The following is a 22,671-nucleotide window of genomic DNA, read 5'->3' on the forward strand; positions in this document are numbered from 1 at the left end:
CACGCGGTGATCAGTCGGGTGCGACACCGGGCTGCGTGCCCGGACGGCCGTGGGTGGCCGCGTCGGAAGCGGCGGCGATTCCGCCGCGCGTGAGGCCGAACGTGCTGTCCTGCAACGGAAGCGTGGCGAGCAGGTGCGAGTCGACCGAGTTGCTCGCGGAGCCGTGGCCGCCCGAGGTCGGCACGCCGGTCGGCGTGAACGGGATCGGGCCGGGAACGTCCGGGCGGTCCGGGAGGTGCGGCAGGACGGGCTCGGGGGAGCCCCGCCTGCTCATGCCGTCGGCGAGGGCGCGGTCCGTCGCGGTGCGGTGCGCGGTGGCGTCGGGTTCGGCGCCGGGCACGTGGGAGACCGCGGTGGACGAGGCCGGTGCCTGTGCCGGGACGTCCGAGCGGCCGTAGCCGTCGGACCGGTAGTCGCCCCGCGCGCCGTCGTCGACGCAGTTGGCACAGCCGGGCAGCCGTCCCAGGCCGTCCTTCGTGTCGGAACGGAACTTCTCGGCGGCGTCCTTCACCTTGTCGCCGAGCATCGTCAGCGGGTTCTGCGGCACGGTGTCCCGCAGGTGCCGCGTGGCGGTGCCGACGGCGGTCTCGACCGGCCCGGTGACGGGCTCGGCGAGGTCGCGCACGTCCGTCACGACGGTCCGCACCTGCTGCTCGACCGGCTGCAGCGGCTGCCGCGGCTCGGCCGACGCGGAGGCCGTGGACAGGCACCAGGCAAGCGCGGTCCCGGCGGCGACGCCGCCGATGACCGTCAGCGTCCGGCAGACCACACGCCGCGCGAACGCGGCGGTCTGCAGGACGTTGTTCTTCGCCTGATCCACTGAACCTCACTGAGTAGGACGGAGCGGGTGATCACACGCTGAGCGTTCGGTCGCTCACGCTGGGTTCCGCAGCCGTGCAGCGAGACACTTTCATTCATCACCCCGCGCTCGCACGTCCGAACGGGACAGTCCCCCCGATCGTGTGATAAACACAAGGTGCAACCGAGCCTGACAGAACGTAGTCATCCGTGGTCGCGCGGATCGGCTGCCAAATGTCCGAGTTGCTCGATACCTTGCGTAGGTGACCTCGTCTCCCGAAGAGAAGTCCTCGCCACCGCCGAAGAAACGACGCAGGACCCCGCCTGCCGACGTGACCGGCCTCGTGCCGACCGGCCTGCGCGTGAGTGCCGCGCTCGCGTGGCGCTTCCTCATGGTCATCGCCGCGCTGTACGTGATCATCTGGTTGTTCGGCTACTTCTCGCACCTCGTGGTGCCGGTCGCGATCGCCCTGCTGCTGGCCGCGCTGATGGCGCCCGGGGTGGAACGGCTCGTGCGGTGGCGGGTGCCGCGTGGCGCGGCCGCGGCGATCGTGATGATCGCGGGCATCGCCGTGCTCGGTGGCCTGCTGACGTTCGTGATCATCACGTTCACCAACGGCCTGCCACAGCTGCAGTCACAGGTGTCGGACAGCCTCGACCAGATCAGGACCTGGCTGATCGAGGGGCCGCTGCACCTGCAGGAAGCGCAGATCACCGACTTCATCAACGACACGATCGACACGATCCAGGAGAACCAGGCCGCGATCACCGAGGGCGCGCTCACCACGGCGACCACCATCGGCGAGATCCTGACCGGCTTCCTGCTGACCGTGTTCGTGCTGATCTTCTTCCTCTACGACGGCCCCGGCATCTGGCGGTTCCTGATCCGTGGCGTGCCGGCCCGGGTGCGGGACCGCGTGGACGTCGCCGGGCGGCGCGGTTTCGGCGCGCTCGTCAGCTACGTGCGGGCGACCGCCGCGGTGGCGCTGGTCGACGCGGTCGGCATCGGCATCGGCCTCGCGATCGTGCAGGTGCCGCTGGTGATCCCGCTGTCCGCGCTGGTGTTCCTGTCCGCGTTCGTGCCGATCATCGGTGCGGTCGTGGCGGGCACGGTCGCGGTGTTGATCGCGTTGGTCGCCAACGGGTTCATCTCGGCGCTCGTGGTGCTCGCGATCGTGATCGGCGTGATGCAGCTGGAGAGCCACGTGCTGCAGCCGTGGCTGCTCGGCCGCGCGGTGCGGTTGCACCCGCTCGCGGTCGTACTGGCGATCACCGCGGGCCTGCTCGCGGCGGGGATCGCGGGCGCACTGCTCTCCGTTCCGCTGCTGGCGGTGCTGAACGCGGGCATCAAGTCGCTGGTGCACGACAACGAGACCGCGCCGGAGGAGATCGACGTCCTGCGCCAGGACGAGCAGGCGCCGCCGGGTGAGGACGGCGAGGGTGGCGAGAGCGGCGAGGAGAAGAAGGACACCAAGGCGACCTGGAAACCATGACAGTTCACGTCGGCCGCGACCCGACGCTTCCGCTGTGGCGTGCGGCGGTGTTGTTGCGGGTCCTGACCCTGTTGTTCGCGCTGGGCGTGATCGTCTACCACCTCGACGAGTACCGGCGGCCATGGCTCGCGCTGGTCATGGGTGGCGTGATGACCGTGTGGACGGTCGTCGTCTCGGTCCGGTACCTGCGGCCGGCGGAGAAGCTGCTCGCGTTCACGGTGGTCGACCTCGCCGTGTGCTGCGCGGTCATGACCAGCTCGCGGCTGATCCTCACGCCACCGCAGCTGCACGGCGAGCCGGTGCCGCTGATCACGACGGTCTGGGTGACCGGTGTCGTCGCCGCCGGTGCGGTGGCCGCCGGTCCGGTCGCGGGCGGGGTGTTCGGCGGTGTGGTGGCGGCGTTCAACTTCGGGGTGCGCGGCTACGTCGACACCGACCTGACCCGCGACCTGATGCTGCTGGTCGGCGTGGGTTTCGTGCTGGGGCTCGCGGCGTCGTCGTCGCGGCGGTCGGCGGCGCGGCTGGCGACCGCGTTGCGCACCGAGGCGGCGACCGCGGAGCGGGAGCGGCTCGCGAGGTCGATCCACGACAGCGTGCTGCAGGTCCTCGCGCACGTGCGCAGGCGCGGTGGGGAACTCGGCGGTGATGCGGCCGAGCTCGCGAAGCTGGCGGGCGAGCAGGAGGTCGCGCTGCGGGCGCTGGTGTCGAGCGCACCCGCGTCGACGGAGAGCGGCGCCGCGGACCTCGGTGCGCGGCTGAAGATCCTGGAGACGGGGCGGGTGTCGGTCTCGGTGCCCGCGACGCCGGTGCCGCTGCCCGCCGCGACCGCGAACGAGCTGACGTCGGCCGTGCGGGAGGCGCTCACCAACGTGGACAAGCACGCCGGTGCGAGCGCCAAGGCGTGGGTGTTGCTCGAGGACCTCGGGTCGGACATCGTGGTCAGCGTCCGGGACGACGGGGTCGGCATCGCACCCGGCCGGGTGGCCGAGGCGGAACGGGAGGGGCGCATGGGCATCGCGCGTTCGCTCCGTGGCCGGGTCGCCGAGCTGGGCGGCAGCGTGACGCTCGAGACCACGCCAGGAGAGGGGGTCGAGTGGGAACTCCGGGTTCCGAGATCTCGGTGATGGTGGTCGACGACCATCCCATGTGGCGGGACGGGGTGGCGCGCGACCTCAGCGAACGCGGCTTCGAGGTGCGCGCGACCGCCGGGGACGCCCCCGCGGCGGTGCGGATCGCGCGGACCGTGCGGCCGGACGTGGTGCTGATGGACCTGAACCTCGGCAACAGCTCCGGGGTGACCGCGACCGGGCAGATCACCGGTGAGCTGAACGACACGCGCGTGCTGGTGCTGTCCGCGTCCGGTGAGCACGCGGACGTCCTGGAGGCGGTGAAGGCGGGTGCGTCGGGCTACCTGCTGAAGTCCGCGTCGGTCGAGGACCTGGTCGACGCGGTCCGGCGCACGGCGGCGGGGGACGCCGTGTTCACGCCGGGCCTCGCGGGGCTGGTGCTGGGTGAGTACCGGCGCATGGCCGCCGACCCGGGACCGAAGGACCAGCCGAGGCTGACCGACCGGGAGACCGACGTGCTGCGGCTGGTCGCGAAGGGGCTGACCGCGCGGCAGATCGCGACCAGGCTGGTGCTGTCGCACCGGACCGTGGAGAACCACGTGCAGTCGACCCTGCGCAAGCTGCAGCTGCACAACCGGGTCGAACTCGCCCGGTACGCCATCGAGCACGGGCTCGACGAAGAACCGGACGGCACCCGGCAATAGCGACGACCGCTCCGCAAGCTCCCTCAGTAGGCTGGGCCGCATGCATGACCCGCGCCTTCTGCTCGACCCGGCCACGGACGCCGTGCGCAAGCTCGCGCGCCGCGGCTTCGCCCTCGACCTGCCCGCGCTGGAGAAGCTGTTCTCCCAGCGCACGGCGGTGATCGGGCAGACGGACGAGTCCCGCGCGGAGGCCAACCGGGTCGCCAAGGAGGTCGGCGCCGCCGCCAAGCGCGGCGAGGACGTGACCGACCTCAAGGAGAAGGCCCGCGCGCTGAAGGCACGCGTGCAGGAGCTCGAGGAGCAGCAGCGGCAGCTGGCCGCCGAGCTGGACGAGGTGATGCTGGGCATCCCGAACCTGCCCAACGACGACCTGCCCGACGGCACCACGGACGCCGACGCCGAGCAGGTCAGCACCTGGGGTGAGCCGGCGTCGCTCGACTTCACGCCGCGCGACCACGTCGAGATCGGCGAGACGCTCGGGATCTTCGACTTCGCGCGTGCCACCAAGCTGGCCGGGCCGCGGTTCAGCGTGACCCGCGGGGTCGGCGCGCGGCTGGAGCGGGCGATCGCCACGTTCCTGCTCGAACTGCACACCGAACGGCACGGCTACACCGAGTTCGGCGTGCCGGTGATCGTGAACCGGCCGACCATGACCGGCACCGGGCAGCTGCCGAAGTTCGAGCAGGACCTGTTCCGCACGAACGTGGCCGACCGCGAGCTGTTCCTGATCCCGACGGCCGAGGTGCCGCTGACCAACCTGCACGCCGGTGAGACGCTCGCCGCCGAGGAGCTGCCGTTCGCCTACACCGCGAACACGCCGTGCTTCCGGTCGGAGGCGGGCTCGTACGGCAAGGACACCCGCGGCCTGATCCGCCTGCACCAGTTCCAGAAGGTGGAGCTGGTCCGGTTCTGCACGCCGGAACAGGCGGACAAGGAGTTCGACGTGCTGCTGTCGCACGCGGAGGCAGGCCTGCGGGAGCTGGGCCTGGCGTACCGCGTGGTGAAGCTCGCGGCCGGGGACATCGGGTTCTCGGCGGAGCGGACCTACGACATCGAGGTGTGGCTGCCCGGCCAGCAGCGGTACCGGGAGATCTCCAGCGTGTCGGACTTCGGCACGTTCCAGGCGCGCCGGGCGGGCATCCGGACTAAGGCCAAGGACGGCACGCGCGGGTTCGCCAACACCCTGAACGGTTCCGGGCTGCCGATCGGGCGCACACTGGTGGCGATCCTGGAACAGAACCAGCAGGCGGACGGTTCGGTCGTGATCCCGCCCGCGCTGGTCCCGTACACCCGCTTCGAACGGATCAGTGCCGACGGAACCGCGGACGGCACCGTGGGGGAGTGATCAACGTGAGCGAGCAACCCGGGCCGGTCGGCCCCGTCGACCCGCGTGAGCTGCGGGTGTCCGACGCCGAGCGCACGCACGTGGTGAACGTGCTGCAGAAGGCCATCGGCCACGGGATGCTGTCGCTCGACGAGTTCACCGAGCGCACCGACAAGGCCCTCGCCGCCAAGACCCGCGGCGAGCTGAACGCGGTGCTCGTCGACCTGCCGGGCGTCACGCACACGGACACGCGGGCGCCCGTGCGGGAGAAGCCGGTGGAGCTGCGCGCCAGCTTCGCCACGCTCAAGCGCACCGGGAACTGGGCGGTGCCGCGCGAGCTGGTGATCTACAACCGGCTCGGCTCCACCGACCTGGACTTCTCCGAGGCCCGCATCCCCCACAGCGAGGTGCGGATCGAGCTGAACTGCGGCGGCGGGTCGGTCCGGCTCGTGCTGCCGGACGGCGCGTCGGTGGTGCACGACGAGGTCCGCATGACGGCGGGCAGCATCAAGGACAAGGTCGGCGGCGGGACGGGAAGACCCCGGTTCGTGCTGTCCGGGTCGGTCACCGCGGGTTCGCTGGTGATCCGCAGACCCAGCTACGTGCGCATCGGCAACCTGCTGATCCACTCGTCGTTGCGGATCACCCGCGCGGCGGACTGAGGAAGGACGAGACGCGTGAAGGCTCTGGTCAAAGTGGCCCAGGGACCCGGGCTGGAGCTGACGGAGGTGCCCGAGCCCGAGACGGGACCGGGTGACGTGCTGATCCGTGTGCTGCGCACCGGCATCTGCGGCACGGACCTGCACATCCAGTCGTGGGACGAGTGGGCGGCGAACACCATCAAGCCGCCGCTGGTGCTCGGGCACGAGTTCGTCGGCGAGGTCGTCGAGGTCGGCGCCGCCGTCACGAAGGTCAAGGTGGGTGACCTCGTCTCCGGCGAGGGGCACCTGATCTGCGGCACCTGCCGCAACTGCAAGGCCGGTCGACGGCACCTCTGTGCCAACACGATCGGGCTCGGCGTGCACACGGCGGGCGCGTTCGCGGAGTACGCCGTGCTGCCCGAGCAGAACGCGTGGGTGCACACCCACCAGGTCGACCTGGACGTGGCCGCGATCTTCGACCCGTTCGGCAACGCCGTGCACACCGCGATGTCGTTCCCGGTGCTGAACGAGGACGTGCTGATCACCGGCGCGGGCCCGATCGGCCTGATGGCGGCGGCCGTCGCGAAGCACGCGGGGGCACGGCACGTGGTGATCACGGACGTGTCGGAGCCCCGCCTGGACCTGGCCAGCAAGATCGGCGCGGACCTGGCGCTGAACGTGGCCACCACGAAGATCTCCGACGTCTACGGCCAGCTGCGGATGAGCGAGGGCTTCGACGTCGGCATGGAGATGTCCGGCCAGCCGTCCGCGCTGCGCGAGATGATCGCGAACATGACGCACGGCGGCCGGATCGCGATGCTCGGCCTGCCCGCGAACGAGATCCCCATCGACTGGTCGCACGTGGTGCTGAAGATGCTGACGATCAAGGGCATCTACGGCCGCGAGATGTTCGAGACCTGGTACTCGATGTCGGTCCTGCTACAGGCGGGGCTCGACATCTCCCCGGTGATCACCCACCGGTTCCCCTACACAGAGCACGAGGCCGCGTTCGCCACCGCGCGCGACGGCCGGTGCGGCAAGGTCATCCTGGATTGGACGGAGTCCTGATGTTCGGTGCCATGCGCGAGAACCTGCGGTCGGAGCTGGACGAGATCCGCGCGGCGGGCCTCTACAAGGCCGAACGCGTGCTCTCGACCCCGCAGAACGCGGCGGTCAAGGTCGGTTCGGACGCCGAGGTGCTGAACTTCTGCGCCAACAACTACCTGGGTCTCGCCGACCACCCGGCACTGGTGGCCGCCGCGAAGGACGCGCTCGACCGGTGGGGCTTCGGCATGGCGTCTGTGCGGTTCATCTGCGGCACGCAGGAGCCGCACAAGGAACTCGAGGCGAAGCTGTCCGAGTTCCTGAGCACGGAGGACACGATCCTCTACAGCTCCTGCTTCGACGCGAACGCCGGCCTGTTCGAGACCATCCTCGGCAAGGACGACGCGGTGATCTCCGACGAGCTGAACCACGCGTCGGTGATCGACGGCATCCGCCTGTGCAAGGCGCAGCGGCTGCGGTACAGGAACCGCGACATGGCCGACCTGGAACGCCAGCTCAAGGAGGCGGCCGGTGCGCGGTACCGCCTGATCGCCACCGACGGCGTCTTCTCCATGGACGGCTACCTGGCGCCCCTCGACGAGATCTGCGCCCTGGCCGACCGGTACGACGCGCTGGTCATGGTGGACGACTCGCACGCGGTCGGCTTCACGGGCCCCACCGGCCGCGGCACGCCCGAGCTGTTCGGCGTGCAGGACCGGGTCGACGTCGTGACCGGCACCCTGGGCAAGGCACTCGGCGGCGCGAGCGGCGGCTACACGTCCGGTCGCGCGGAGATCGTCGAGATGCTGCGGCAGCGGTCGCGCCCCTACCTGTTCTCGAACTCGCTGGCCCCGTCGATCACGGCCACGGCGCTGGCGGCGCTGAACCTGCTGGAGTCGTCCGGCGAGCTGCTGTCCCGCCTGCGTGCCAACACGGAACTGTTCCGCGCCAGGATGACGGACGCGGGCTTCGACCTGCTGCCAGGCGAGCACCCGATCATCCCGGTGATGATCGGCGACGCGGCTCTCGCCGGGCGGATGGCGGACCTCCTACTGGCGCGCGGTGTCTATGTCATCGGCTTCTCGTACCCGGTGGTGCCGCACGACAAGGCCCGCATCCGCACCCAGATGTCCGCGGCGCACTCGACCGAGGACGTGGAGCGCGCGGTGGCCGCGTTCGTCGACGCCCGGTCCGCGATGTGAACACTCTTCGCAACCACGCGAGTACGCCATTCGGTGTTTCGTGCGCAACTGCTAACGATTAGTTAGCGCCAGGCCAACGGGGTGCCACAATGTTCCCCGTCTCTGAGACATTCAGAGCCCCAACGCCGGCGGAGCCGAGCGTCGGGGCCCGGCTCCGGCCGGGCTTCGCGCCGCTGGCATCGGTCGCGTAGCCCCCCGAGCGATCGATGCCAGTGGCGCGGTCCACACCGCGACCGAAGCGACTTTCCGGGCAGTGGCGCTAGACCACCACGTTGACCAGGCGGTTCGGGACCACGATCACCTTGCGGGGTTCGTTGCCGCCGGTCAGCGCGGCCACCTTCTCATCCGCCAGTGCCGCTGCCTTCACCTCGTCCTGCGTGGCCGAGGCCGGCACCGTGACGCGGGCGCGGACCTTGCCGTTGACCTGGATCGGGTACTCGACCGTGTCCTCGACCAGGTACTTCTCGTCCGCGGCCGGGAACGGGCCGTGCGCCAGCGAGCCGTCGTGGCCCAGTGCCGCCCACATCTCCTCCGCGATGTGCGGGCACAGCGGGGCCAGCATCAGCACCATCGGCTCCACCACCGACCGCGGCGCCGGGTTGTTGCCGTACGTCTTGGTCACGTGGTTGTTCAGCTCGATCAGCTTCGCGCCCGCGGTGTTGAAGCGCATGTTCGCGTAGTCGGCGTGGACGCCGTCGACGGCCTTGTGCAGTGCCCGCAGCGTCGCCTCGTCCGGTGCCTCGTCGCTGACGTGGACCTGACCGGTGCTCTCGTCGACCACGTTGCGCCACATGCGCTGCAGGAACCGCTGCGCGCCCACGACGTCCTTGGTGGCCCACGGCCTCGACACGTCCATGGGGCCCATGGCCATCTCGTAGAACCGGAACGTGTCGGCGCCGTACCGTTCGCACATCTCGTCCGGAGTGACGACGTTCTTCAGGCTCTTGCCCATCTTCCCGTACTCCTGCCTGACCTCCTGGTCGTTCCAGAAGTACTTGCCGTCGCGCTCGACCACCTCTTCCGCGGGGACGTAGACGCCCCGCGCGTCGGTGTAGGCGTAGGCCTGGATGTAGCCCTGGTTGAACAGGCGCCGGTACGGCTCCTTCGCCGACACGTGGCCCAGGTCGAACAGCACCTTCTGCCAGAACCGGGAGTACAGCAGGTGCAGCACGGCGTGCTCGATGCCGCCGATGTACAGGTCGACGCCGCCGGGGTCGTTCGGGCCGTGCACCTGCGGCTGCGGGCCCAGCCAGTAGCGCTCGTTCTCCGGCTCGCAGAACCGTTCGGTGTCGGTCGGGTCGACGTAGCGCAGCTGGTACCAGCACGAACCCGCCCACTGCGGCATGACGTTCGCGTCGCGGCGGTACTTCTTCCTGCCCTCGCCCAGGTCCAGCTCGACCTCGATCCACTCCGTCGCGCGCGACAGCGGCGGGGACGGCTCGGAGTCGGCGTCCTCCGGGTCGAACGTCCTCGGCGAGTAGTCGTCCACCTCGGGCAGCTCGACCGGCAGCATGTCCTCCGGCAGCGCACGCGGCAGCCCGTCCTCGTCGTACACGATCGGGAACGGCTCGCCCCAGTAGCGCTGGCGCGCGAACAGCCAGTCCCGCAGCTTGTACTGCAGACGGCCTTCGCCGTGGCTGTTCTGCTCCAGCCAGTTGATGATCGTCTTCTTGGCCTCGTCGACGTCCATGCCGTCCAGGAAGCCCGAGTTGATCGCGGGGCCCTCGCCGGTGTAGGCCTCGCCCTCGAAGCCCTCCGACGGCTGGACCGTGCGGACGATGTCCAGGCCGAACACCGTCGCGAAGTCCCAGTCGCGCTGGTCCTGGCCGGGCACCGCCATGATCGCGCCGGTGCCGTAGCCCATCAGCACGTAGTCGGCGATGAACACCGGGATCTTGACGCCGTTGGCCGGGTTCGTGGCGTGGACGCCGACGAACACACCGGTCTTCTCCTTGTTCTCCTGGCGGTCCAGCTCGGACTTCTGCGACGCGGCACGCCGGTACGCGGCCACGGCCTCCTTCGGCGTCGCGTGCCCGCCGGTCCACCGCTCGTCGGTGCCGTCGGGCCACGCGTCCGGCACCATCCGGTCCACCAGGTGGTGCTCGGGCGCCAGCACCATGTACGTCGCGCCGAACACGGTGTCGGGACGGGTGGTGAAGACCTCGATCTCGTCGCCGGCGGTGCCAACGCCGACCGGGAACCGGATGTGCGCGCCCTTCGAGCGGCCGATCCAGTTGCGCTGCATGGACTTGACCTGGTCGGACCAGTCCAGCAGGTCCAGGTCGTCGACCAGCCGGTCGGCGTACGCGGTGATCCGCATCATCCACTGGCGCAGGTTCTTACGGAACACGGGGAAGTTCCCGCGCTCGCTGCGGCCGTCAGCGGTGACCTCCTCGTTCGCCACCACCGTGCCCAGCCCGGGGCACCAGTTGACCGGCGCGTCCGACAGGTACACCAGCCGGTGTGCGTCGATGACCTTGCGCTGCTCCACGCGGGACAGCTCGGCCCACGGACGACCGTCCGCGGCGGTGCGGGTGCCCGCGGCGTACTCGGCCTCCAGCTCGCTGATCGGGCGGGCCTTCCGCTGGTCCTCGTCGTACCAGGAGTTGAAGATCTGCAGGAAGATCCACTGCGTCCAGCGGTAGTACGTCAGGTCTGTGGTGGCGATGCGGCGGCGCTCGTCGTGGCCCAGGCCCAGCCTGCGGATCTGCCGCAGGTACCGGTTGATGTTCTCCTCGGTCGTCTTGCGCGGGTGCTGGCCGGTCTGCACCGCGTACTGCTCGGCGGGCAGCCCGAACGCGTCGAAGCCCATGGTGTGCAGGACGTTGCGGCCGGTCATGCGGTGGTAGCGCGCGAACACGTCCGTGCCGATGAAGCCCAGCGGGTGCCCGACGTGCAGGCCCGCGCCCGACGGGTACGGGAACATGTCCTGCACGAACAGCTTGTCCTCCGGCGCGTCGCCCTTCAGCGGGCCGACCGGGTTCGGCGCCTCGAACGTCCCGTGCTCGGCCCAGTGGTCCTGCCACCGCCGCTCGATGGAGTTGGCCAGCGCGGCCGTGTAGCGGTGTTCGGGTGCCTCCGAGCCAACTACTGCGGCGGCGTCACTCATCGTGGGTCCTTCCCTGGTTGCTCTGCTCCGGAACACAAAAAACCCCTCTGCCGCAGGGCACGAGGGGTTAGCCGCACTGACCGGGCGAGGTCAGCGCGGCCGGCTAAGGAGCAGGCGTCCGGCGCTCATACCATCAGTCTATCGCGGACGCCAACCCCGTTTCGCCGCACTACCGGATCGCGAGCGCGACCACCTGGGACACCTGGCTCGACGAGAAGTTGTCGTCGCTGACCAGCAGCAGGGTGCGCTCGCCGGACCGCAGCCGAGGTCCCCACGTCATGCCCTCGATGTTGTCGACCGTCGACAGGCCGAAGTCCGAAAGGTCGGCGACCAGCTTCTTGCGCACCGGCCGCACCTTCTCCCCGGCGAGCGAGTCGAGGTCGGCGACGTTCGTGGCGCCACGCGTGCCGATCTCGTGGATCCGCACCTTGTTGCCGACGCCGGTGACGAACGACCGCTCCACGACGAGGTACCGGCCGGGGCCGGACTCCAGGATCGCCGTGACGCCGTTGTTCGAGAACGCGCCCGGCGGGTTCGGCTGGGCGAACACGGGCTCCTGCGGGTACGCGTACTGCGCGACCAGGCGGCCGGACCTGGTCTGCACGGAGATGCGGGACAGGGTGCCGCCCGCGGGGGTGGCCTCCGGACCGTCCTGCAGCAACGCACCCTCCAGGGCACTCACCACGAGGGTGCCGCCGCCCGCGAACGTGAGCGCCTCGAGTGCCTGGTTGCGCCGCGGCCCCTGGTCGTCCGCGCTCATCCGCTCCACCTCGGGCAGCGGCAGCACCCGGCGGAACGCGCCGTCGCGCTCGGCGACCTGGACCGACGGGTCGATCAGCACCTGCCGGGCCGGCTCGACGATGCGCTCACCCTCCTGGCTCCACACGTAGTCGCCCGTCCACGGGTCGACGCGGATGTCCTCCGGGTCGACGGTGGTGCCGTCGGTGGTGGCGAGCGGCGGGTAGGTGGTGCCGTCCGGCCGCAGGAACGGGTGCGTGCCGGTGAGCCGGACCTCGCCGAGGCCGCGTGCGTTCACGTCGATCGTCGCCGTGTAGAAGCGCGCGGGCTGCTGGTCCGACCGGTCGTCGCTGATCAGCACGTAGCCGCCGGTGCGCGGGTCGCGGTCGATGCCGGACAGGCCGCCGACCGTGGTGCCCTCGAACGTGCCCTTGGGGACGATCCGCTCGCCCAGCAGCCGGGCTCCGGGTTCGGCGGCGGCGGGTGCGGTGGTGAGGCAGGCGGCGAGCGCGGAGACGGCGATCGAGGCGGCGAGGACACGGCGGATCTGCATGGCGTGCATCGCACCGCACCAGGGTGGCCAGTGCGTGACGACCAGGCCAACCCCGCTTGTCAGGCCGTGAGCCGGGACAGGTGGTGGTCGACGAGCGCGATGGCGTCGTCCGGGCCGCGGTGGCCGAGCAGCACCGCGTCGCCGAGACCCGCGACCACGGCCAGCAGCAGGTCGGCCTCCCGGACCGGGTCGAGACCGGCCGCCAGCTCACCCGCTTCCTGGGCGGCCGCGACCATGGCGGCCAGCGCCTGGCTCAGCTGGGTGTGCCCGGCGCGGATTCGGTCGGCGATCTCCTCGTCCTTGAGCGCGCGGACCAGGAACGCGTTCGCCACCAGTGCCTGGTCCCGGCTCTCCTCGTCCAGTGGGAGCAGCGCGACGAGCGTGTCCCGCAGCCCGCCCGTCACCCGCTGCTCGACGTGGGCCCGGAGCGTGCCGGTGGCGTACCGCAGCATCGCGTCCTTGGTCGGGAAGTAGTGCTGTACCAGACCTTTCGAGATGCCCGCGGCGGTCGCGACCTCGCCGAGGCTCACCGCCTCCAGACCGCGGTCGGCGGCGATGCGCCGGACGGCCGCCGCGATCAGCCGTCTGCGTTCCTCGTGATCGACCCGCTTGGGCATCGCACGAGTACGACGTGGCCTACGACCGGGCGTTCGCCACCCTGCCCGCGCCCGCCGAGCAACACGACGTGACCACGGACTTCGGCACCGCGCGGGTCTACCGCTTCGGGAAGACCGGGCCCGCGCCGCTCGTGCTGCTCCCCGGCCGGGCGGGGACGTCGATCATGTGGGCGCCCAACCTCGCCGGGCTCGCCGCCGAACGCCCGGTGTGGACCGTCGACCTGATCGGCGAGCCGGGCCGCAGCGAGCAGACCGCGCCGATCCGCGACGGTGCCGACCAGGCCGCGTGGCTCGACGCCGTTCTCGGGTCACGCGACCTGCGTGGGGTCCACCTCGTCGGCTACTCGTTCGGCGGGTGGCTCGCCGCGAACCTGGCCGTGCGGGCGCCGGACCGGCTCGCGTCCGTGACGTTGATCGACCCGGTGCGGACCTTCGCCGGGTTCCCGGTCCCGTTGCTGGTGCGCACGACGCTCACGCTCGTCCCCGGCATCCGCCGCTGGGCCCGCCCGTCGTTCCTGCGGTGGACCGCGGGCGGCGCGGACGCACCCGCCGACGACCCGGTGTCGGCGATCATCGACGAGGGCATGCGGACCTTCACGATCACGCTGCCCGTCCCGACGCTGTTCACCGACGAGCAACTCCGGTCGGTGCGGGTCCCGGTGCTCGCGCTGATCGCGGGACGCAGCGTCATGCACGACGCGCGCCGGGCCGTCGCCCGCGCGCGGGCACTGCTGCCGGACGTCCGGGCGGAGCTGTGGCCGGACGCGACCCACGCCATCGCGGGCGAGGCACCGGACGCGGTCAACGCCCGGATCCTGGAGTTCGTCCGGTGATCGCGCTCCTGCTGTGGGACGCCGGGCTGCCGCTCGCCGCCTACTACGGGCTGCGGCTCGCCGGGCAGAGCGACCAGCTCGCGCTGCTGGGCGGAGCGCTGCTCGCCGCACCGCGGATCGGGTGGGTCGCCGTGCGGCACCGAAAGCTCGACGCGGTCGCGGCACTGCTGACGGCCGTGCTCGCGGTCGGGCTCGCGCTGTCCCTCGTGTCCGGCGACGCCCGGTTCATCCTGGTCAAGGAGTCCTTCGGCACCGCGGCCGCCGCGACCGCGCGCCGCGACCCGTTGATCCTGGTGGCCGTGCGTGCCGGGGCGAAGCCGGGGAAGCGGGCCGAGATCGACCGGCTGTGCGCGGACGTGCCCACGTTCCGGCGCGCGTTCGTGCTGATGTCCGTGGTGTGGGGAATCGCACTGCTGCTGGAGGCCACTGCCCGGGTGCCGCTCGTCTACCTGCTGTCCCCGGACGTCATGGCCGGGTTGAGCGTGGTTCTGCTGCTCGTCGTGATCGGTCTGCTGTCGCTGTGGACGGCCAGGTACGCGGGCCGGGTGCAGTCCCGTCACCCGTCCCGACCTACCATCGACTCGTGTTCGTAGTCGCGCTGGTTCCGCTGGTCGTCGGGTTGGTCGTCGGGTCCGTCGGTGTGCTCGGGTTCCTCGAGCGGTTGCCGCGCAACCGGTTCGGCGGGGTGCGCACCCCCGCGACCCTGCGCGACGACGAGACCTTCCGGGTCGGCAACAAGGTCGCCGGGCTGCCCATCGCCGTCGCCGGCGCGGTCGGGATCCTCGGCGGCGGGCTCGCGCTCGCCATCACCGGGACCGCCGCGACGCTCGTGACCGCCGTGCTCGCACTGGTCGGGATGGTCGTCATCACCGGAGCGGGTGGCGTGCTCGGGCACCGGGCCGCGGAGGCCGTGCCCGAGCCGGAGCCGGAGCTGCCCGCCGGCTGCAAGGGTTGTCAGTGCGGTGGCTGCGCGATCACCAAGTCAGTTGGTGCGAACGTCGCCGGGGTGGGTGGCGAGTAACGCCAGCGGCATCCCCTGCCGCCGCAGCACCCGGCCCCACAGGTCCTGGTCGGTCGGCGCCAGCACGTCGCTCGGCAGCGCCGGGACCACGATCCAGTCGCCGCGCTCGATCTCGCCCGCGACCTGGCCGACGTCCCAGCCCGCGTAGCCCGCGAACACCCGCAGGCCCTTGAACTTCGGCACCAGCTGTTCGGGGTCGGCGTCGAGGTCCACGAGCGCGACCGGGCCACGCACGCCGATCAGGCCCTTCACCCCGTTCGCCTCCTCGCCGGTGCGCAGGGAGGCCAGGCAGAGCGCGGTCTTCTGTTCGACCGGGCCGCCGACGAACACCGAGCCCGGGTTCGTCACGTGCGGGCCCCAGTTGGGCAGGACGTCGTCGACCGGGACCTCGCTCGGCCGGTTCAGCACGACGCCGAGGGTGCCTTCGCCCCGGTGGTCTATGACGAACACGACGGTCCGGCGGAAGTTCGAGTCGGTCAGACTGGGTGCCGCGACGAGCAGCGTGCCCGGCTCAACGGCCGCGTCGGGAGCGTCGGATCGCACCAGGACATGATCCCATTCATTCAGCGGGAATCCAGCATGCCTACGGTACCCGGGGAACAATGGGAGGGGCCTCCTCGTTGAAGGAGGTGGCTGGACATCATTGTGTCCCCCGGGCTCAACCAGAATCGCCTTCGTGGAATACCGTTCGGCAGGAGCCACGTCGCGCCAACCGCCGAGAGGCGACCGGGTGCCCAGCCGCCCGTACGGCGGGTGTGTCACGCGAGTGGCTCACCCGCCGTTCGGTTTTCTCGCCGCGACCGGCTCTCCCATAGGCTCAACCACCGTGACCACCTCCGCTGACGTGTCCGATCCGCATCACATCCGGGTCGGTGCCCGTCGGCTCCTCGCCATCGACGGGTTCCGCAGGCTGCTGTTCAGCCGGTTCTCGTCGCAGTGGGGTGACGGCCTGTTCCAGACGGGACTCGCGGGCGCGGTCGTGTTCAACCCGGAGCGGGCGGTGTCCCCGGCGGAGATCGCGGCCGGGTTCGTCGTGCTGCTGCTGCCGTACTCGGTCATCGGGCCGTTCGCCGGCGCGCTGCTCGACCGGTGGGACCGCCGCCGCGTCCTCGTTGTGGCGAACCTGACACGCGGCGCGCTGATCCTCGTGTCCGCGGTCTGTGTCGGCACGGGGGTGGCCGGTTTCCCGATCCTCCTGCTCGCGTTGATCGTGATCGGCATCAGCCGGTTCGTCGGGGCGGGACTGTCCGCGTCGCTGCCGCACGTGGTGCCGGTGCGCAACCTCGTCGAGGCCAACGCGCTGGCGGTCACGCTCGGCGCGGTGATCTCGGTGCTCGGCGGCGGGTGCGCGGTCGGGCTGCGCGTGGTGTTCGGAGAGGACAACGTGGGCTCCGGCCTGACCGCGGCCGTCGCGGTCGTCGGTTCGGTGCTGGCGGCGTGGCTCGCGTCCCGGTTCGCCCGCGGCGCGCTCGGCCCCGACCAGGTCGTCGAACCGGCGACCGCGCTCGCGGCGGTCGCCAACGGACTGTTCGACGGCGGCCGGGTCGCGGCCCGCACGCCGACCGTCGCCGCCGGGTTCTGCGCGCTGCTCGCGCACCGGGCCGCGTTCGGCATCTCGTTGCTGCTGACCGTCATCCTGATGCGCTACAGCTTCGAGGACTGGGGACCCATCGAGGCCGGGCTGCCCGGGCTGGGCGTGGTGCTCGGCGCGGGCGGTGTCGGCATCTTCGTCGCCGGCCTCACCACCGCGCGCCTGGTCACCGCGCTGGGGCGCAAGCGGACGGTGTTCATCGCGCTCGGCGTGGCGGCGGTCTCCCAGTTCGCGCTCGGCCTGCCGATGCTGCTGCCGACCACGCTGGCCGCCGCGTTCCTGATCGCCTACACCGGACAGGTCGTGAAGCTGTGCGTGGACGCGGCCGTCCAGCGCGACATCGGCGACGAGGCCCGCGGCCGGGTGTTCGCCCTCTACGACATGCTGTTCAACATCACGCAAGCGCTTGCGGTGGCCATCGCGGCCACCGTGATCCCGGCCAACGGCGAGTCGGTGGCCCTCATCGTGGCGGCCACCGTCCTGTACCTGGCCGGGATCACGGGCTTCGAACTGGTCAGCCGACGAGCACATCGCTGAACCGCGGCCCCAGGTGGTTGCGTAAGCAGCCCCCACCCGATCCCGGGGGCCGGCCCCGGTCCCATTCTACTGGCGGGTGCCGACAAAACCGCAGGTCAGCCGTAGCTGTGGATAACTTTGTGCCACGAGTCCGAGCGAATGGGACATTCAGCCGACGAGGTCGGCGAGCAGCGTGACCTGCTCGGGGTCCCGGCCGTGGCAGTACAGCACCACCTCGTCCGCGCCCAGGTCCGCGAGCTGGCGAATGACGGCGCGGATCTGCTGTGGCGTGGTGAGCAGGCCGTCGACCATGTACTGGGCGCGGTCGGTGAACGCGTAGTACTTCGCGATCGCGGCGCGGGCCTCGTCGACCTCCGCGCCCAGTGCGACGTTGGCCTGGGCGACGATCCGGGGTGCGCCTTCGCGGCCGTGCGACGCCCACGACTTGCGGACCGTGTCGAGCAGACCACCCAGCCAGGACGGCGGCGCGGCGGCGAGGAACCCGTCGCCCCAGCGGGCGACGCGGGCCAGCGCGGCGGGCTGGAACCCGCCGAACAGGACCTCCGGGCCGCCGGGCCGGGTGGGCGCGGGGCCGATCGGGCCGACCTCGTCGCTGTACGGCTCACCGGACCAGACGCGACGCAGCACCGCCATCTGCTCGTCGAGACGGCGGCCGCGGGTGCGCAGGTCGGTACCCGAGGCGAGGTGGTCGTCAGCACGGCCGCCCACGCCGAGGCCGAGGACGAACCGGCCGCCGGACAGCCGGTCGAGCGTGGCCGCCTGCTTCGCGAGCAGCGCGGGTTCGCGCAGCGGGGCGAGCAGCACCTCGGTCTGGAGCCGGATGCGTGCGGTGGCTCCGGCGAGCACGCCGAGCGCGACGAGTGGCTCCGGGTTGTCGTACACGAGCCGGTCGAGCAGGCCGAGCGTGCTGAACGGGCCCGCGTCCGCTCGCCGGGCCCAGTCGAGCAGCACGACCGGGTCGGAGACGGGCAGGCCAAGACCGATGTTCATCGGGAGAACTCCTGTATGAGGGGACGGCAAAGGAACGTGCCGCCCCTCCTGGTGGTGGGCTCCCGCACTGCGGCGTACTTCTGGAGAACCCGGTTCGGAGTGAGCCCGACTCTAGATCAGCTCTCGGCCGGGGGCGTGATGTTTTCCGCCGCCGCCCACTTGCGCAGCTCCGCGATCGCCTCGTCGTGGTCCAGTGGGCCGCGGTCGAGGCGCAGCTCCTTCAGGTAGCGCCACGCCTTGCCCACCAGCGGGCCCGGCGGCAGGCCGAGGAGCCGCATGATCTCGTTGCCGTCCAGGTCCGGGCGGACCTTCGCCAAGTCCTCCTCGGCGGCGATGCGTGCGATCCGTGCCTCGAGGTCGTCGTACGTGCGCTGCAACGCGGCCGCCTTGCGGCGGTTGCGGGTCGTGCAGTCCGCGCGGACCAGCTTGTGCAGCCGGGACAGCAGGGGACCGGCGTCCGTCACGTACCTGCGCACCGCCGAGTCGGTCCACTCGCCCCGGCCGTAGCCGTGGAACCGCAGGTGGAGGTACACGAGCTGGGCGACGTCCTCGGTGATCTCCTTCGAGAACCGCAGGGCGCGCAAACGCTTGCGGACCATCTTGGCGCCCACGACCTCGTGGTGGTGGAAGCTCACGCCGCCGCCCTCGACGAACCGCCGCGTCGGCGGCTTGCCGATGTCGTGCAGCAGCGCCGCGAGCCGCAGCACCAGGTCCGGCTCCGTGCCCGGCTCCTCCAGGTCGATCGCCTGGTCCAGCACCACGAGCGAGTGCTGGTAGACGTCCTTGTGCTGGTGGTGCTCGTCGATCTCCAGCCGCATGGCGGGCACCTCGGGCAGCACGTACTCGGCGAGCCCGGTGTCCACCATCAGCTCGACACCGCGCCTCGGGTACCGGCCCGTGAGCAGCTTCGCCAGCTCCACCTGGATCCGCTCGGCGGTGATCCGCCGCAGCTCACCGGCCATCTCGCGGATCGCGGCCAGCACGCGCGGCGCGACGTCGAAACCGAGCTGGCTCACGAACCGGACCGCACGCATCATCCGCAGCGGGTCGTCGGCGAACGACTCCTGCGGGGTGGCGGGCGTGTCGAGCACGCGCCGCTTGAGCGCGCCCCGGCCGTCGTGCGGGTCGACGAACTTCTTCGTCACCATGTCGATGGCCATCGCGTTGACCGTGAAGTCACGGCGGAGCAGGTCACCCTCGATCGAGTCGCCGAAGCTCACCTCGGGGTTGCGGCTCATCCGGTCGTACGAGTCGGACCGGAACGTCGTGATCTCCACGGTGGCGCCGCGCTTGGCCGCGCCCATGGTGCCGAACGCGATGCCGGTGTCCCAGATCGCGTCCGCCCACCCAACCAGCAGCTCACGCACCCGCTCGGGCCGCGCGTCCGTGGCGAAGTCGAGGTCGTTGCCGAGGCGGTCCATCATCGCGTCGCGCACGGTGCCGCCGACGAGGTACAGCTGGTGCCCGGCTTCCGCGAAGCGGGCGGCCAGCTCGTCGGCCACGGGAAAGCGCACCTGTTCCTCCGGGTCGCGAGTACTTGCGTCGATGGTGTGGGACAGCGACGTGGACGATGACACGAGGAACGAGCGTAACTGTCCTGATCGGGCAACCCGGACGCTGCACCGGCATTACGATCGCGAACATGCCCCCGTCGTCCGGCAGGTCGCGTGGCGCCCGGTCGGGACGCCGCGGCAGGCGACGCGGGCGCCGCATGGCCGCGGTCGACGAGACCTCGGCGGGCGGGGTCGTCTTCAACGTGGCCCGCGACAAGATCGTGCTCATCGGCAGGCTCGACCGCCGCGGTCGCCTGCTGTGGTCGCTGCCGAAAGGCCACATCGAGGAGGGTGAGACCCCGGAGCAGACCGCCGTGCGGGAGGTCGGGGAAGAGACCGGCATCCAGGGCGAGATAATTCGACCGCTCGGCACCATCGACTACTGGTTCGTCGCGGAACGCCGCAGGATCCACAAGACCGTGCACCACTTCCTCATGGAGGAGCGCGGCGGCGAACTGTCCGACGAGGACGTCGAGGTGACCGAGGTGGACTGGGTCGCGCTGGACGAGCTGGAGGACAGGCTTGCGTACGCGGATGAGCGCCGCCTGGTCCGCAAGGCGCTCGAACTGCTCGCGATCCGCACGGACGAGAGCACACAGGACGTACCGGTCGAGGCTGATGGGGGCTGACCAACCATGACGCGCGGCTGGCGGGCGGGTGCGGCACTGCTCGCGTCCGCACTGCTCGCACTGTCCGCACCGGCCACGGCGGCGGAACCCGCCCGGGCCCAGCCGGTCGGGCAGCCGGTGCAGCCCGCCGGCGGCGAACAGCCCCGCCTGCAGCTGACGGTCGACAAGATGTCACCGCGGGTGGTCACCGCCACCACCCAGCAGCTGACGGTCAGCGGCCGGGTCACCAACACCGGTGACCGGCGCATCGAGGACATCAGCGTCCGCCTGCAGCGCGGCGAGGCGATCGGGTCCGACCGCGCCATGCGCGACGTGCGCAACCAGCCGACCGACACGGCGACCGGCGACTTCGCCGACGTCAGCCGGTCGCTCCAGCCGGGCGACAGCGCGAACCTCTCGGTGACCATCCCGGTCCGCGGCGACGGCAAGACGCTGGGCATCGACGGGCCGGGCGTCTACCCCCTGCTGGTCAACGTCAACGGCAGGCCGGACTACGGCGAACAGGCCCGGCTCGCGGCCGTGTCGATCGCCCTGCCGGTCCTGTCCGTCCCGGGTGGCGGCCCGGCGGCCCAGCCGAAGGCGACCCCGCCCGCCGTGACGATCCTGTGGCCGCTGCTCGACGAACAGCCCAGGTCGCTGCCCGCCGCCGACAACAGCACCCTGCTCGCCGACGACGAGCTCGCCGACTCGCTCGCGGCGGGCGGCCGCCTGTTCAACCTGGTCAACTCCGTGCTCACGGCGACCACGACGAACACCGACCTGCTGCGGTCCATCTGCTTCGTGGTCGACCCGGACCTGCTCGACACCGTCTCGAAGATGACCGAGGGCTACCGGGTGCGGACCTCGGGCGGCAAGCTCGTCGAGGGCAGGGGCGCGCAGGCGGCCGCCGACTGGCTCACCCGCGTGCAGGACCTGACGCGCGGGCACTGCGTGGTGTCGCTGCCGTACGCGGACGCCGACCTGTCCGCGCTGTCCCGCGCGGGGTCCACCGACCTCGCCCAACTGGCGGTGCCCAACGGTGCCGCGATCACCAGCAGGCTGCTGTCGCCGGTGGAGCCGCTCCCGAACGTGTACTGGCCGGCCAGTGGCACGTTCGACCAGAACACGCTGGTCGGCCTGTCGACCGGCGGCTCGCCGACGATCCTGGCCGACCCGGCGCACCTGCGGAACGTCGAGGGCCGCGCGCCGTACGTGCTCAACGCCCCGCAGACCGCGAACCCGGTCCGGGCGCTGCCGGTCGACTCGCTGGTGTCGAACGCGCTCGCGAACAACCCGCGCGACGCGGGCGTCTCCGTGCAGAACGGGCTCGCCGCCCTGACCTACCGCGCCGCGTTCGACCAGCGGGTCGGCGGTCAGGTGCTGGTCACGCCGCCGCGGCGGTGGCTCGCGTCGAACGCCGAGCTGGAGCAGTTCCTGTCGCTCGCCGGAGCGCTGTTCGAAGGCGGGTTCACCACCCCGCTGCCCCTGGACCAGGCGGTCCAGGCGCCGGACGGCGGCACCGCGGAGAGCGTCACCTACTCCCCGCAGGACAGCAGGCTGGAGATCCCGACCCAGATCACCGCGAACGTCATGCGGATCAACGCGACGCGGCGGGACCTGCTCGACGCGATGCCGTCGGACAACACGACCCGGGTCGAACCGAACCAGCTGCTCGCGCCGCTGGAGTACGGCCTCCTGCGCGGTGTCTCGACAGCGTGGCGCGGGCACGTCGACGGTGCCGCCGCCATGGTCTCCTACGTGGACGCGCGGCTCGACGGGCTGCGTGACCTGGTGGTCATCAACGACCCCGGCCGCCCGTACTCGCTCGCCTCGGGAGACAGCCCGATCCCGATCACGATCTACAACGGCCTGCCCGTCGCGATCGTCGTGCGGGTCACGCTCAGCCCCGTGCCGGGGCTGCGGCCCGAGACGATCCAGGACGTGCCGATCCCGCCGCTGTCGTCCGTCGGCCGCTACATCCCCGCCGAGGTGTCGAGATCGGGCCGGTTCACGGTCGACGTGCGGCTGACCACCCCGGGTGGCACGACGCTGGGCGAACCGGTGCGGCTGGAGCTGAACTCGACGTCGTACGGCATCATCAGCGTGGCCGTGACCGGCACGGCGGGTGCGGTGCTCGTGCTGCTCGTCGGGGTGCGTATCTTCCGCCGGGTGAAGGCGGCACGCGCCGGTGCACCCGAGGCGAGTGAGGAAATCGTTCAGCGATGATGTTCGCTCCGCAAGCCCCGCT

The 22,671-nt window shown here is 71.2% G+C and carries 20 protein-coding genes; 13 read left to right on the plus strand and 7 right to left on the minus strand.

The features are described 5' to 3' along the window. Positions 1-10 precede the first annotated feature (10 nt). On the minus strand, positions 11-820 hold the full coding sequence (locus ACIBVP_RS25825; RefSeq protein WP_396108887.1) for a hypothetical protein: 810 nt from the start codon (positions 818-820) through the stop codon (positions 11-13). A gap of 310 nt (positions 821-1,130) precedes the next feature. Here ACIBVP_RS25825 and ACIBVP_RS25830 point away from each other — a divergent pair, with 310 nt between their 5' ends. Genes ACIBVP_RS25830 through ACIBVP_RS25860 form a run of 7 tightly spaced genes read left to right on the plus strand, consistent with a single transcriptional unit; the run spans position 1,131 to position 8,273 of the window. Next, entirely contained in the window at positions 1,131-2,291 is a 1,161-nt protein-coding gene (locus tag ACIBVP_RS25830) for an AI-2E family transporter (protein WP_396108974.1), read from the plus strand. Continuing rightward, a complete protein-coding gene (macS, locus tag ACIBVP_RS25835) occupies positions 2,288-3,415 on the plus strand; it encodes a MacS family sensor histidine kinase (RefSeq protein ID WP_396108889.1) in 1,128 nt (375 codons plus the stop codon). The genes ACIBVP_RS25830 and macS overlap by 4 nt, the downstream gene beginning before the upstream one ends. Next, complete coding sequence (locus tag ACIBVP_RS25840) at positions 3,415-4,062, plus strand: response regulator (protein ID WP_396108975.1); 648 nt, start codon at positions 3,415-3,417, stop codon at positions 4,060-4,062. The genes macS and ACIBVP_RS25840 overlap by 1 nt, the downstream gene beginning before the upstream one ends. Before the next feature lie 40 nt (positions 4,063-4,102). After that, positions 4,103-5,407, plus strand: coding sequence for a serine--tRNA ligase (gene serS, locus ACIBVP_RS25845; RefSeq protein WP_396108890.1), 1,305 nt, complete (start codon positions 4,103-4,105; stop codon positions 5,405-5,407). Positions 5,408-5,412: 5 nt separating this feature from the next. Beyond that, the gene (locus ACIBVP_RS25850) at positions 5,413-6,048 is read left to right on the plus strand and encodes a DUF1707 domain-containing protein (protein WP_396108891.1); all 636 of its coding nucleotides are present in this window, start codon (positions 5,413-5,415) and stop codon (positions 6,046-6,048) included. A gap of 15 nt (positions 6,049-6,063) precedes the next feature. Continuing rightward, positions 6,064-7,095, plus strand: coding sequence for an L-threonine 3-dehydrogenase (tdh, locus tag ACIBVP_RS25855; RefSeq protein ID WP_396108892.1), 1,032 nt, complete (start codon positions 6,064-6,066; stop codon positions 7,093-7,095). After that, a complete protein-coding gene (locus tag ACIBVP_RS25860; protein WP_396108893.1) occupies positions 7,095-8,273 on the plus strand; it encodes a glycine C-acetyltransferase in 1,179 nt (392 codons plus the stop codon). Before tdh ends, ACIBVP_RS25860 begins: the two co-directional genes overlap by 1 nt. 259 nt (positions 8,274-8,532) lie before the next feature. Here ACIBVP_RS25860 and leuS read toward each other — a convergent pair whose 3' ends face one another. The 3 genes from leuS to ACIBVP_RS25875 form a co-directional block, all read right to left on the minus strand. Beyond that, the gene (leuS, locus tag ACIBVP_RS25865; protein ID WP_396108894.1) at positions 8,533-11,382 is read right to left on the minus strand and encodes a leucine--tRNA ligase; all 2,850 of its coding nucleotides are present in this window, start codon (positions 11,380-11,382) and stop codon (positions 8,533-8,535) included. A 169-nt stretch (positions 11,383-11,551) separates the two neighbouring features. Further along, positions 11,552-12,682 carry an esterase-like activity of phytase family protein gene (locus tag ACIBVP_RS25870; RefSeq protein WP_396108895.1) on the minus strand — a complete coding sequence of 377 codons (1,131 nt, stop codon included), beginning with the start codon at positions 12,680-12,682 and terminating at the stop codon, positions 11,552-11,554. Between the two features lie 50 nt (positions 12,683-12,732). Then, the gene (locus tag ACIBVP_RS25875) at positions 12,733-13,290 is read right to left on the minus strand and encodes a TetR/AcrR family transcriptional regulator (RefSeq protein ID WP_396108897.1); all 558 of its coding nucleotides are present in this window, start codon (positions 13,288-13,290) and stop codon (positions 12,733-12,735) included. Positions 13,291-13,304: 14 nt separating this feature from the next. Between ACIBVP_RS25875 and ACIBVP_RS25880 the strand changes: the two genes are divergently transcribed. The 3 genes from ACIBVP_RS25880 to ACIBVP_RS25890 are packed head-to-tail and all read left to right on the plus strand — an operon-like array spanning position 13,305 to position 15,144. Next, positions 13,305-14,123 (plus strand): alpha/beta fold hydrolase, encoded by an 819-nt coding sequence (locus ACIBVP_RS25880; protein WP_396108898.1) that lies wholly within the window; start codon positions 13,305-13,307, stop codon positions 14,121-14,123. Continuing rightward, positions 14,120-14,716: a VC0807 family protein gene (locus ACIBVP_RS25885; RefSeq protein ID WP_396108899.1), complete on the plus strand. Its 597-nt coding sequence runs from the start codon at positions 14,120-14,122 to the stop codon at positions 14,714-14,716. The genes ACIBVP_RS25880 and ACIBVP_RS25885 overlap by 4 nt, the downstream gene beginning before the upstream one ends. Then, the gene (locus ACIBVP_RS25890; protein ID WP_396108900.1) at positions 14,707-15,144 is read left to right on the plus strand and encodes an SdpI family protein; all 438 of its coding nucleotides are present in this window, start codon (positions 14,707-14,709) and stop codon (positions 15,142-15,144) included. The genes ACIBVP_RS25885 and ACIBVP_RS25890 overlap by 10 nt, the downstream gene beginning before the upstream one ends. Here the strand turns inward: ACIBVP_RS25890 and ACIBVP_RS25895 are convergent. Then, complete coding sequence (locus ACIBVP_RS25895; RefSeq protein ID WP_396108901.1) at positions 15,106-15,687, minus strand: YqgE/AlgH family protein; 582 nt, start codon at positions 15,685-15,687, stop codon at positions 15,106-15,108. The genes ACIBVP_RS25890 and ACIBVP_RS25895 overlap by 39 nt on opposite strands. Before the next feature lie 283 nt (positions 15,688-15,970). On the opposite strand from ACIBVP_RS25895, the gene ACIBVP_RS25900 reads away from it, so the two are divergent. Continuing rightward, positions 15,971-17,272: an MFS transporter gene (locus ACIBVP_RS25900; RefSeq protein ID WP_396108902.1), complete on the plus strand. Its 1,302-nt coding sequence runs from the start codon at positions 15,971-15,973 to the stop codon at positions 17,270-17,272. A gap of 147 nt (positions 17,273-17,419) precedes the next feature. Here ACIBVP_RS25900 and ACIBVP_RS25905 read toward each other — a convergent pair whose 3' ends face one another. Both ACIBVP_RS25905 and ACIBVP_RS25910 read right to left on the minus strand, forming a co-directional pair. Continuing rightward, positions 17,420-18,262: an LLM class flavin-dependent oxidoreductase gene (locus tag ACIBVP_RS25905; RefSeq protein ID WP_396108903.1), complete on the minus strand. Its 843-nt coding sequence runs from the start codon at positions 18,260-18,262 to the stop codon at positions 17,420-17,422. A gap of 116 nt (positions 18,263-18,378) precedes the next feature. Continuing rightward, positions 18,379-19,821, minus strand: coding sequence for a CCA tRNA nucleotidyltransferase (locus ACIBVP_RS25910; protein WP_396108976.1), 1,443 nt, complete (start codon positions 19,819-19,821; stop codon positions 18,379-18,381). An 83-nt stretch (positions 19,822-19,904) separates the two neighbouring features. On the opposite strand from ACIBVP_RS25910, the gene ACIBVP_RS25915 reads away from it, so the two are divergent. Both ACIBVP_RS25915 and ACIBVP_RS25920 read left to right on the plus strand, forming a co-directional pair. Continuing rightward, on the plus strand, positions 19,905-20,444 hold the full coding sequence (locus tag ACIBVP_RS25915) for an NUDIX hydrolase (protein ID WP_396108904.1): 540 nt from the start codon (positions 19,905-19,907) through the stop codon (positions 20,442-20,444). Between the two features lie 6 nt (positions 20,445-20,450). Next, positions 20,451-22,649 carry a DUF6049 family protein gene (locus ACIBVP_RS25920; protein ID WP_396108905.1) on the plus strand — a complete coding sequence of 733 codons (2,199 nt, stop codon included), beginning with the start codon at positions 20,451-20,453 and terminating at the stop codon, positions 22,647-22,649. Positions 22,650-22,671 lie beyond the last annotated feature (22 nt).

The organism is Actinophytocola sp. NPDC049390, from assembly GCF_044466355.1.
Classification (GTDB): Bacteria; Actinomycetota; Actinomycetes; order Mycobacteriales; family Pseudonocardiaceae; genus Actinophytocola.

What these genes read in the sequence shown, in the direction of transcription:
- ACIBVP_RS25860 (WP_396108893.1), top strand. Translation starts at nt 7,095, where the DNA reads ATGTTCGGTGCCATGCGCGAGAACCTGCGGTCGGAGCTGGACGAGATC.
- leuS (WP_396108894.1), bottom strand. Translation starts at nt 11,382, where the DNA reads ATGAGTGACGCCGCCGCAGTAGTTGGCTCGGAGGCACCCGAACACCGC.
- serS (WP_396108890.1), top strand. Translation starts at nt 4,103, where the DNA reads ATGCATGACCCGCGCCTTCTGCTCGACCCGGCCACGGACGCCGTGCGC.
- ACIBVP_RS25875 (WP_396108897.1), bottom strand. Translation starts at nt 13,290, where the DNA reads ATGCCCAAGCGGGTCGATCACGAGGAACGCAGACGGCTGATCGCGGCG.
- ACIBVP_RS25920 (WP_396108905.1), top strand. Translation starts at nt 20,451, where the DNA reads ATGACGCGCGGCTGGCGGGCGGGTGCGGCACTGCTCGCGTCCGCACTG.
- ACIBVP_RS25915 (WP_396108904.1), top strand. Translation starts at nt 19,905, where the DNA reads ATGCCCCCGTCGTCCGGCAGGTCGCGTGGCGCCCGGTCGGGACGCCGC.
- ACIBVP_RS25870 (WP_396108895.1), bottom strand. Translation starts at nt 12,682, where the DNA reads ATGCACGCCATGCAGATCCGCCGTGTCCTCGCCGCCTCGATCGCCGTC.
- ACIBVP_RS25905 (WP_396108903.1), bottom strand. Translation starts at nt 18,262, where the DNA reads ATGAACATCGGTCTTGGCCTGCCCGTCTCCGACCCGGTCGTGCTGCTC.
- macS (WP_396108889.1), top strand. Translation starts at nt 2,288, where the DNA reads ATGACAGTTCACGTCGGCCGCGACCCGACGCTTCCGCTGTGGCGTGCG.
- ACIBVP_RS25840 (WP_396108975.1), top strand. Translation starts at nt 3,415, where the DNA reads ATGGTGGTCGACGACCATCCCATGTGGCGGGACGGGGTGGCGCGCGAC.